Below are 10,348 nucleotides of genomic sequence, written 5' to 3' on the forward strand. Positions count from 1 at the left end.
GATCGCCGCGGCTGCGGCACCCGTTCGACCCGACGAGCAGCAGCGCGGCGTCGTAGACCAAGAGGACGTCCGGAGGCGCACCGGCCCCTCATCACCTCACGCGCCCGTCGTTGCCTGCCGGTCACCAGCCGGCCGCGGACCGTCTTCAGGTGCCTCTGCCCGGGGAGGCTATAGCGAGTCCCCCGCGGCAGGGTCCGTCAGCGGAGGACTCGGGCAGGATCGAGCAAGAAGTCGCGAGTTCTGGTCAACCGTCGCGAGAAGTGCCGGATGTGCCGGTTCGGACGTTCGCGCCCAGGCGGACCGCGTCCCGGCGCGGCGGGTCCCCGAACTGCCGGCGGTACTCGCGGCTGAACTGGGCAGGGCTCTCGTAGCCGACCTGACGGCTGATCCCGGCGATGTCGCCGGGATTCGCGGCGAGCAGCAGCCTGGCCTGCTGCAGGCGGATCTGCTTCTGGTACTGGATGGGGCTCATCGAGGTGACGGCCTGGAAGTTGCGGTGGAACGCGGAGACGCTCATGCCCGCCCTCTGCGCCACCTCCTCGACGCGGAAGGTCAGCGCGTGGTTGTCGCGGATCCACTGGACGGCCCTGGCGATGTGGCTGAGATTGCTGTCGGGCAGGCCGAACTGCCGCAGGACGTTGCGCTGCTCACCGGTGAGCAGCCGCCAGATGATCTCCCGCTTGATCATGGGCGCGAGCACGGGGATGTCCCGGGGCTGGTCGAGCAGCCGCAGAAGACGGACGACGGCATCGAGCAGCTCGGCGGAGGCGGTGCTGACCGCCAGCCCGGCCGGCGCACCGGCCGGGGGTCCCGGCAGTTCCCCGGCGTCCGCGGCCAGCAGCACCTCGGCGACGGCGGACGGCCGCAGGTCCAGGCCGAAGCCGAGCGCGGGCTCCCCCGGGCTGGCTCGGATGAACTGCGCGGTCACCGGTAGGTCGACCGAGGCGATGACGTAGTCCCCGGCGCGGTACTCGTACAGGCGGTTGCCCAGCGCGAACCGCTTGGTGCCCTGGGCGACGAGGGCCAGCACCTTGCCGTAGGTGGTCGGCGTTGGCGGGCTGGGCCGATCGGCGCGGAAGATGCGCACGGCATCGATGTCCGTGCTCAGATCGGGGCGAGCATGCCGGGTCAGCAAGGCACGCAACTCGTCGAGGGGCATGGTCGTCATTGAAGCAGCACACAGCCCCATGAACCCGGGGAGCGACAGGGGCGGGGTTCAGCGGAGACGGGCTGAACCCCGCAGGACCATCACGACCGGGATCTTCCCCACCGTGGGCTTTCCGGTCGACGAGGCAGCCGGCCTGCGGTCCCCGGGCGGGACTTCACCCCGGATGTTGGACACGGGGTTATGCGGCGGGGGGCAACGTAACCGGTGTCGAAGTGAGGCTGTTCTCGTGGTCGATCGGGGATGTCCGGCCGAGGTGGGAGTGGCGGCGTCGGGTGTTGCAGCGGTGCGCCCAGCCGAACACCGCCAGGCGTGCTTCCCTTGCGCTGTCCCAATTCCGGGCACCTTGGAGGGTTTCGCGTTCGAAGGAGGCGTTGAGGCTTTCGGCGGCGGCGTTGTCAGTTGAGCTGCCCACCGCGCCCGTGGACCGGGTCACCCCGGCGGCGCGGCAGGCGTCGGCGGAGGATTTGGCTCCGTACTGGGTGGATTCAACCGGGGAGAGGCGTTCCGCCAGTATCGGCCCCGCCGACCGCAACGCGTCCAGACCACCCTCACGCCAGGACCGGCGCCACTTCTCCACCTGCCGCACACCCACCCGCGGCTCCGCGGCGCACGAATTCAACCTTCGCAATGCCGATGAGAGGGCGGGTGGGCGGCTGTCCGAGTCGTAGACCGGTTCCCGGCCGAGAACTCCGTCATGTTCCCCCTGCGGTCGGCCCGCCGGCCCGCACGAACCGGGTGCCCCATTCGAGCAGGTGCGCGGTGAACTCAGGTGGCCCGAGCACCTCGAAGTCTGCGCCGACGTTGCCCAGCGCCTGTGTCGGCCAGTCCAGACTGGCCGAGATCATGGTGAGGTGGCAGCGGTCCTCCCCCGCGGGCTCGACCGTCCCCCACTGGCCGACCACCTGCCGTACTCGCGCCTCGGGTGCGTGGACCAGGACCCGGACCGTGTGGGCAGCGGGAGCGCCGACGCTGGTGTGCACGAAGGCCGCCGCGTCCTCTGCCGGCAGCTTGCGCGGCAGGAACCGTGCCCCGGTCGGGTAGGGGTCGGTCAGCCGGTCCAGGCGGAAGCTGCGCCAGTCGTGCCGGGTCAGGTCGTAGGCGACCAGGTACCAGTGTCCGCCCTGCGCGACCAGCCGGTGCGGCTCGACATCGCGTTCGGTCGGCGCGGCACCTCGTGCCGCGTAACCGAACCGGAGACGTTCCTCGTCCCGGCATGCCCGGGCGACTGCGGTGAGGATGCCGGCCGCGACGATTGGTCCGGCCGAGGCCGGCGAGACGGTCATGGCGCGCAACGCGTCCACTCGTGCGCGCAGCCCGGGTGGCAGGACCTGCACGACCTTGGTGAGCGCCCTGACTGCGGCTTCCCCGATGCCGCCGATCCCGCTCTGCGCGGCATCGCCCATGCCGACCGCGAGCGCGACCGCCTCCTCGTCGTCCAGTACCAGCGGCGGCAGGACGGCGCCCGGCGCCAGCTGGTACCCGCCGTCGGTGCCCCGGGAGGCTTGGACGGGGTACCCCAGGTCGCGCAGCCGGTCGATGTCGCGGCGCAGGGTGCGCTCGGAAACGTCGAGCCGGTCGGCCAGTTCAGGTCCTGCCCAGTGCCGGTGGGTCTGCAAGAGCGACAGCAATCGCAGGGCGCGGGAGCTGGTGTTCGCCATGGCTTCCAGCTTGCCAGGACTTCAGGACAAGAAGTGACCGGAAGCCCGTCTAGCGTTCTTCCCGAAAGCCGAATCGACCGATGGGGAGAACGATGATCACCCGCGAGATCCAGTTGACCAGCCACGTCACCGGCGTTCCCGGCCTGGAGCACTTCACCGTCGCCGAGGCGGACATCGACGGCGAGGTGCTGGTGCGCACGGAGCAGGTGGGGCTGGCCGCCACCTACCTGGAGCTGATGCGCGCCGACTGCCACCTCCCCGTGCCGGCGTGGCAGCCGGGTCAGCGGGTGGGCGTGGCCGCGATCGGCACCGTCGTCCGCTCAGCCGGCGACGAGCTCCAAGTGGGCGACCTGGTCCAGTCGATGACGGGCTGGAGCGAGTACTCCGTCGGTCCCGCCCGGTCCTACGTCAAACTCGACCGCGACGCGTTCCCCAATCCCGGCTTCCACCTCGGTCAGGGCCCGACCGCCTTCTACGGCATGGCCGACATCGCGGAGGTGGGCACGGGAGATGTCGTGTTCGTGTCCGGCGCGGCGGGCGGTGTCGGTTCGCTGGCCGGCCAGATCGCCAAGCAGCTCGGCGCCGCGCGGGTGATCGGCAGCGCGGGCACCGCGGCGAAGGTCGACTACCTGGTCAACGACCTGGGCTTCGACGCCGCGTTCGACTACCACGACGATCCCGCCGCGCGGCTGGAGGAACTGGCACCCGAGGGCATCAGCGTGTTCTTCGACGTCGTCGGCGGCGCGCAGTACGACGCCGCGCTCCAGGCGGCACGGCCGGGCGCGCGGTTCGCGCTGTGCGGCTCGCTGTCCAGCCAGCTCGGCGACGCCGCCGAGCGGTTCCCGCAACCGGACCGCACCGAAGCGGGAGCCAGGGGCGTCGTGCTGTCGCCGTTCTCCTGCCACCACACGCCAGAGCAGGTCTCGGCCTGGCAGAAGCACTTCAGCGCCTGGCTGGACCAGGGACGATTCGTTTACCCGCAGACTGTGGTCGAGGGCTCGATCACCGACGTGCCACAGGCGTTCCTGGCCTTGCTCCAGGGCGCCTACCGCGGCAACGTCTCGGTGCGTTTGGCGTGAGCACGCCGGGCTCACCACCCTGCTGGGGGATCAGCGAGTCGTGCGATCGACCCTGTTGCGCAGCACTCAGCACCTCACCCGGGCCGACGACTTCGGGTCTGCTGCACGGATTGGTGACATCTGAGTTGGCTTGCCGTGATGGTGAGCTGGGAGGATGTCGCTGTGCCCAAGCCCTGCCCCCGGGAGTTCCGCGACGATGTCGTGCGGGTCGCCCGTGACCGTGAGCCCGGCGTGACCGTCGAACGGATCGCCAAGGACTTCGGGGTCCACCCGATGACCCGGGAAAAGGCTCTACCCGCTCGTGAACGAGCTCGCCGCCGACGGGACCCCCGTCTCGGTGACGTGCCGGGTACTCGACATCGCTCGACAGCCGTACTACCGATGGCGTGCCCGGCCGGTCACCGGGACAGAACGGGTCGACCATGCCCGCCCGGTACTTCGGGACCCGCTGGATGCGCTCCGGTGTGGCCGCGCGGGCGTAGCGCTTGACCGTGTTCATCGCCAATCCCAGGCGGCGCGAGCAGTCCGGCAGCCCGACCCCGGCCTCGCGCAGGGCATGGATCTGCCGCCGCCGATCGAGGGTGGTCTCGGCGAGCTTTCCCCGGCGCAGTCCCGTGGCCGAGGCCCGGCACGCGCTGTGGGCCGCGACCTCCCTGCCCGCGGCGTCGCACAGGCCGTGCCACAGATACCACCGGTCGGCGACCTGGACCGCGTGCGGCAGCGCGTCGCGCACGGCCTGCGCGTAGGCGGTGGAGCCGTCCCGGCACACCACCTCGACCCCCGGACGCGCCCGCAACCACCCGGCCACCACACCGGCGCCGCGTCCGGGCGGCACGTCGATCCAGGCACCGGTCTCGGCGTCGATCACCACGGTGACGTAGTCGTGACACCGACGCAGGGCGAAATCATCGATCCCCAATACCCGAGGCACCGCGCACCTGCTCATCGAGCCGGACGGTGCGTCGCCGGTACCGCCCGATCAGGCCCGGTACCTGCTCCCGGAACGTCCGACGCACGTACCCGGTGACAGGGCAACGCATCCGACGTATCCGCAACCTCACCAGCACCCGACGGCCATCGACCGGCACATTCGCGGGAATCCGCTCGCGGAGGGCATGAACCCGGGATGTCGGCGTCCCGCACGAAGGACACGGCACCTCATCGCCCCTGGTCGACGTCCGCACCACGATCACATCGCCGACGTCCTCGACATCCTCGACCGACAGCGCCGAAAGCCCTGAGAGCACCGCACCGACCAGCATCACCGCTTGAGCCATGAACGATCATGACAACCCTCGACGCCCGCCACGGCCCGGGCCCACCGCGTCACCACCGGAGGAAGTGTGCCAGAGCCGATCTCGCAACAGTCCCGATCTCACCGGTTCAGCAGGCCTGCCACGCGGGCGCGGACCTCCGGCAGGTGGGGGTGGAAGGCGTTGCCGGGGCACTCGGTGGCCAGCCAGTCGCGGTGGCCGGAGATGGTGTCCACGGTCGCCGTGGCACCGTTGACCGGGTTGACGTAGTCGGTCCGCCCCAGCGGGTCCAGGCCGCAGGCCATCGACAGCAGCGCCAGCACCTTGACCAAGGCGTCACCAGCGGCCCGGGTCGGCTCGCCGGAAGTGAAGTCGCCGAGCAGGCACACGCCGACGTTGCCCGCGTTGAACCCGCCGACGTGGGCGGCGTTGGACATCTGCGGCACGCCGTTCGGCAGGTCGGGACCGAACACCGGAACACCGTCGACACCCGAGTGCCGCCCTTCGTACACCCGACCGGCCGGGTCGATCAGCAGGTGGTAGCCGATGTCGCCGAACTCCTGGGTGATGGTGTGGTCGTGGTAGATCGCCCGCACGTCGGCGGCCGGGTCCGGGCCGACCTGGAGCGCCGTGTGGTGCACGGTCAACGTCTGCACCGGGAAGTAGGCGAGCGGGTAGCGCTCGGAGCCGTCCTCGGCGAAGCGCAGCGACTCGTTCGCGCCCCACGCGGCTCGCGACAGGTAGGTCCCGTGGAACCGCCGGCCGCGCAGCGACGTCCCCGCGGACCAAGGCGCCAGTCGGCCCAGGGCACGCCCCGCGACGGTGTTGAGCTCCGAGACCGATCCGGCCTCGGTCATGTCGAGTTCGTACTCCAGCGCACCCTCCGGAACGCGGACGAACGCGGTCCTCGACGCCTCGCTGCGGCCGCTGGGGCAGCTCGCGATCGAGCGCCACTCCCCCCACCCCGACGCGGTGCGCACCCGGAACCTGCTGTTCGCCGAACTGACGCTCAGGTGGGTGGGTGCCACCCCGCCGGTGGCGGCGCGGTGGCGGCCCGCGGCGAGCGACCTCGTGCGGTCGAGGGTTTCCGGCAGGACCTTCCCCGGCTGCGCGGTCGCGATCGCCGGTCCTGCCGCCAGGGTCACCGCCGCCGCGCCGAGCGCTCCTTTGAACACCGAACGGCGTGAGATCGAAGTCATGTCGTTCCTCCACTGCTTCCCGTTGTGCGGGGGCAATCCGGTCCCGCCGCTGGTCCGTCCTCGGTGGACGGACCGACTCCTGGATTACACGGCCGCACGTCCTCCGATCAACGCCGATCGCCCGGGACCGCCGGAACGCGGCCCCTTCGGGCACCGAACACGACTCCGGAACACGCGGAAACCACCGGGAAACGACGGTGCCGCTACGGCACGACGCATCCCGCCGGGATGTCGCACCCGTCCGCACCGCGTTCGGTCCGCGGTTATGCCGCGGAAACGTCCTCGTCCCTAACGTTCGCACGGTCGGTGATCGAGTGACCACGAGAGGTGTTGACGTTGGGACGACGAAGTTCGATGCAGGTGGTGGCAGCCGCGGTGGTGGCGGTCGGGGCGGTCGGGGCGGTCGTCACGCCCGTCACCGCGGCGGCGGAAGGGGACACCCGGACAGCGGGGGTCGGCCACCAGCACGTGCGGTGGCAGGCGTGCGACCTGGCGCCACCCCCCTACTACACGCAGGAGCAGTGGGACGCGCTGTTCACGGGGATCGACTGCGGCGAGATCACCGTGCCGGTGGACTACCGCAGTCCCCGCGGCGGAACGATGGAGATCACGGTGACGCGCCGCAAGGCGTCGAAGCCCGCCGAGCGCCGGGGGGTGCTGCTGCTCAACCCCGGCGGGCCCGGCCAGGAGGGCGTGACGATGCCCAAGACGTTCGAGGACCAGGCGATCGCGGACGTCTACGACCTGATCGGCTTCTCGCCGCGGGGTGTCGTGTACTCCGGCGAATTGTCGTGCGACACGCCGACCGCCGTCACGGAGGACAGCCGCCCGCCGGACGAGCTGTTCGCCGCCATCACCGAGGACGCCCGCAGGCTGGAGCAGGGGTGCGCGGCGGCCGGCGGGGAGGTGCGCGAGCACATCAGCACGGCGAACACCGCCCGGGACATGGACGTGCTGCGGGCGGCACTGGGCGAGCGGAAGATCAGCTACCTGGGGTTCTCCTACGGCACCTACCTCGGGGCGGTCTACGGCAGCCTGTTCCCGCACCGGCTGGACCGCAGCGTGCTGGACTCCTCGATGCACCCCGACTGGCTCTACTACGAGGCGACCAAGCAGCAGGCCGTCGGCGCGACCCGCAACGTCGAGGCGTTGGCGGCCTGGGCCGCCGAGCGTGACGGGACCTTCGGGCTCGGGAAGACCCCGGAGGAGGTCCTGCGGCGGTTCGACGCCCTGCGCGGTCGACTCCAGGAGAACCCGGTCCACCTGCCGGACGACCCGCCGGGTATCGAGCCCATCGACGGCACCGTCTTCGACATCATCATCGGCACCAGCGCCACCTACCGCCCGCTGTGGACCGAGATGGCGGAGCTGGTGCGGCTGCTCGATTCGCTGGCCGACGGCGCGCCCGTGACACCGGAGGCCGCCGAGGCGCTGGCGCTGCTGGTCGATCACTCGGAGACCGTCCTGCGACCGGGGAGCTACCAGGCGGTCACCTGCGAGGCCGACTGGCCGACCGACCTGAACGTCTACTACGAGCAGATGCGGATCTTCCGCGAGAAGTACCCGTACACGGCGGGCGCGATGGCCGCGGCTCCGAGCAACTGCACGTTCCGGTCGTTCACTCCGCCGGAGAAGCTGGTCGACCTCAAGCGCCGCGGTTACCCGCGCGGCCTCGTCGTGCAGGCCGAGGCGGATCCGATCACGCCGTACGAGGGCGGGGTGGCGATGGCCGCGGAGCTGGACGACCGCCTGGTCACCGTGACCGACGAAGGCGGTCACGGCCTGTACAGCCGCAACGCGTGCGTGACGGCGCTGGTCGATGCCTACCTCGTCCGCGGCACCGTGCCGGCGAGGGGAACGACGTGCGCCGGCCGCCCCAGGCCCGACGTCCCGGCCGACGGCGACGCCACCGCCGCGGCCCCGCGCGCCCCGGCCGCCGACCCCCTGGCGGACCGCATCCGCACGGTGCTCGACGCGTACGGGCCACTGCGGCCCTGACGGACGCCGCCCGCTCCGCGGACCGCCCCGGGGAGCGGGCGGCGTCGGCTCGCGGCGTCGGCTCCGGCAGCGGAAACGCGGTGGAAACACCCCACTGCCTATCCTGGACCGATGCGCGTGTTGCTGGCCGAGGACGAGGTGGAGTTGGCAGGCCTGGTGGCGATGGGTCTGCGCAAGCACGGGTTGGTGGTGGACGTGGTGCACGACGGGTTGGCCGCCGACGAACGGCTGACCTACCACGACTACGACGTCCTCGTGCTCGACCGCGACCTGCCGGGCAGGCACGGCGACGAGGTGTGCGCCGCCCTGGTCGCGCGGGGCGGGCGCACGAAGGTCCTGATGCTCACCGCCGCCGGTTCGCTGGAGGACCGGGTGGACGGTCTGCAACTGGGCGCGGACGACTACCTGGTCAAGCCCTTCGAGTACCCGGAACTGGTGGCGCGGGTCCACGCGCTGTGCCGACGCAGCCAACCTGCGCTGCCGCCGGTCCTGGAACGCAGGGGCGTGCGGCTCGACGTCGCCGACCGGACCGTCACCCGCGACGGCCGCCCCGTGGACCTCTCGCCCAAGGAGTTCACCGTGCTGGCCGTGCTGCTGCGCGCGCAGGGAGCCGTGCTCAGCCCGGAGCGGCTGCTCGAACTCGCCTGGGACGAGCACGCCGACCCGTTCACCAACGCGGTGCGCGTGGCGATGTCCAAGCTGCGCGCCAAGCTGGGCGACCCACCGGTGATCGAGACCGTGCCCGGCGCCGGCTACCGCCTCTGAGGGACGACGACGTGCGGATCACCATCCGGGTCAAGCTCACCCTGCTCTACGGCGGCCTCATCCTGGTCAGCGGCGCCCTGCTGCTCACCGCCGTGTACCTGGTCATGGACCAGCAGCTCGAACCGCAGCTGGCACAAGCGGTCCGGGGCACCCCCGCCGCACCGGTCGAGGGTATCCAGGTCTACTCGCGCGACAGCGACCAGGTCGTCGAGGTCGCCAGCACGACCGCCCTCGACACGCTGTTCGTCGTGTCGGCCCTGTGCCTGCTCGGCATCGCCGCGCTGTCGCTGCTGGGCGGCTGGTGGCTGTCCGGCCGCGTGCTCCGCCCGCTGCACACCATCACCGCCACCGCCCGGCGGCTCTCGGCCGGCACCCTGCACGAACGGCTCTCCCTCGGCGGACCGCGCGACGAGCTGATCGAGCTCGCCGACACCATCGACAGGATGCTCGACCGCCTCGAATCCGCTTTCCGGAGCCAGCGCCGCTTCGTCGCCCACGCCTCCCACGAGCTGCGCACCCCGCTCGCGCTGCAACGCGCGGCGCTCCAGATCGGCCTCGACGACAACCCGGACCCCGACGTGGTCAGGACCCGGGACCACCTGCTGACCACCAACCGCCGCATCGAGCGCATCATCGACGGCCTGCTGCTCCTGGCACGCAGCGACCGCGGCCTGGAGCACCGGGAACCGGTGGACCTGCGCGAGGTCGTCACCGAGGTCGTCGACCAGCACCGCGACCTCGCCGCGGAACACCGGGTCGAACTCGACGTCGAGGCGACGGACGCCGCCGTATTGGGCGACCGCGTCCTGCTCGTCCAGCTCACCGCCAACCTGGTGGCCAACGCCATCCGCCACAACGCGCCCGGCGGCACCGCGTGGGTGCGCACCGACGACCACGGCCGACTCAGCGTGGCCAACACCGGCCGCCACCTCCCCGAGGACCAGCTCCCCCGGCTGTTCGAACCGTTCCACACCACCGGCACCGGCGCCGGTCTCGGCCTGTCCATCGTGGACTCGATCGCGCGGGCGCACGACGGCGTGGTCACCGCCACTTCCCGCCCCGGCGGTGGCCTGCGGATCGAGGTCGTGCTACCGACCGGCTCGTGACCGGGGAGCGACGGGGTGCGCCCCGTCGGGGATCGGGAGGATGTCGCGCAGTGAGGTGAGGACCGTCTTGTCCGGGTCTACCTGCGCCGCGACCGGGGTCGCGGCGACCGGTGCGAGCGGCG

General features: G+C 71.5%; 9 protein-coding genes and 3 pseudogenes. 5 read left to right on the forward strand and 7 right to left on the reverse strand.

What is annotated here, in order from left to right:
• Nucleotides 1–244: 244 nt before the first annotated feature.
• The 4 genes and pseudogenes from ACR807_RS23435 to ACR807_RS23450 all read right to left on the reverse strand — a co-directional run bounded on the left by ACR807_RS23435 (nucleotide 245) and on the right by ACR807_RS23450 (nucleotide 2,826).
• Nucleotides 245–1,168: an AraC family transcriptional regulator gene (locus ACR807_RS23435; protein ID WP_438923537.1), complete on the reverse strand. Its 924-nt coding sequence runs from the start codon at nucleotides 1,166–1,168 to the stop codon at nucleotides 245–247.
• A gap of 178 nt (nucleotides 1,169–1,346) precedes the next feature.
• Nucleotides 1,347–1,601, reverse strand: coding sequence for an integrase core domain-containing protein (locus ACR807_RS23440; RefSeq protein WP_438923547.1), 255 nt, complete (start codon nucleotides 1,599–1,601; stop codon nucleotides 1,347–1,349).
• 51 nt (nucleotides 1,602–1,652) lie between these two features.
• A pseudogene (locus tag ACR807_RS23445) lies at nucleotides 1,653–1,781 on the reverse strand (IS630 family transposase); the annotation flags it as partial.
• 79 nt (nucleotides 1,782–1,860) lie between these two features.
• On the reverse strand, nucleotides 1,861–2,826 hold the full coding sequence (locus ACR807_RS23450) for a helix-turn-helix transcriptional regulator (RefSeq protein ID WP_438923538.1): 966 nt from the start codon (nucleotides 2,824–2,826) through the stop codon (nucleotides 1,861–1,863).
• 92 nt (nucleotides 2,827–2,918) lie between these two features.
• Between ACR807_RS23450 and ACR807_RS23455 the strand changes: the two genes are divergently transcribed.
• Nucleotides 2,919–3,905, forward strand: a complete 987-nt coding sequence (locus ACR807_RS23455; protein ID WP_438923539.1) for a zinc-binding dehydrogenase — start codon at nucleotides 2,919–2,921, stop codon at nucleotides 3,903–3,905.
• Between the two features lie 283 nt (nucleotides 3,906–4,188).
• A pseudogene (locus tag ACR807_RS23460) lies at nucleotides 4,189–4,308 on the forward strand (IS3 family transposase); the annotation flags it as partial.
• Between the two features lie 339 nt (nucleotides 4,309–4,647).
• Here the strand turns inward: ACR807_RS23460 and ACR807_RS23465 are convergent.
• From ACR807_RS23465 to ACR807_RS23475, 3 genes and pseudogenes are all read right to left on the reverse strand, one after another.
• Nucleotides 4,648–4,851 (reverse strand): annotated as a pseudogene (locus ACR807_RS23465) (transposase); the annotation flags it as partial.
• On the reverse strand, nucleotides 4,811–5,182 hold the full coding sequence (locus ACR807_RS23470) for a transposase family protein (protein WP_438923540.1): 372 nt from the start codon (nucleotides 5,180–5,182) through the stop codon (nucleotides 4,811–4,813). The gene ACR807_RS23470 and the pseudogene ACR807_RS23465, both read right to left, overlap by 41 nt.
• A 98-nt stretch (nucleotides 5,183–5,280) precedes the next feature.
• Nucleotides 5,281–6,357 carry a peptidoglycan recognition protein family protein gene (locus tag ACR807_RS23475; protein ID WP_438923541.1) on the reverse strand — a complete coding sequence of 359 codons (1,077 nt, stop codon included), beginning with the start codon at nucleotides 6,355–6,357 and terminating at the stop codon, nucleotides 5,281–5,283.
• Between the two features lie 354 nt (nucleotides 6,358–6,711).
• Here ACR807_RS23475 and ACR807_RS23480 point away from each other — a divergent pair, with 354 nt between their 5' ends.
• From ACR807_RS23480 to ACR807_RS23490, 3 genes are all read left to right on the forward strand, one after another.
• Complete coding sequence (locus ACR807_RS23480) at nucleotides 6,712–8,355, forward strand: alpha/beta hydrolase (protein WP_438923542.1); 1,644 nt, start codon at nucleotides 6,712–6,714, stop codon at nucleotides 8,353–8,355.
• Nucleotides 8,356–8,466: 111 nt separating this feature from the next.
• Nucleotides 8,467–9,120 carry a response regulator transcription factor gene (locus ACR807_RS23485; protein WP_438923543.1) on the forward strand — a complete coding sequence of 218 codons (654 nt, stop codon included), beginning with the start codon at nucleotides 8,467–8,469 and terminating at the stop codon, nucleotides 9,118–9,120.
• A gap of 11 nt (nucleotides 9,121–9,131) precedes the next feature.
• The gene (locus tag ACR807_RS23490) at nucleotides 9,132–10,226 is read left to right on the forward strand and encodes a sensor histidine kinase (RefSeq protein ID WP_438923544.1); all 1,095 of its coding nucleotides are present in this window, start codon (nucleotides 9,132–9,134) and stop codon (nucleotides 10,224–10,226) included.
• The last annotated feature ends 122 nt before the right edge of the window (nucleotides 10,227–10,348 follow it).

The organism is Saccharothrix sabaoui, from assembly GCF_051756985.1.
Classification (GTDB): domain Bacteria; phylum Actinomycetota; class Actinomycetes; order Mycobacteriales; family Pseudonocardiaceae; genus Actinosynnema.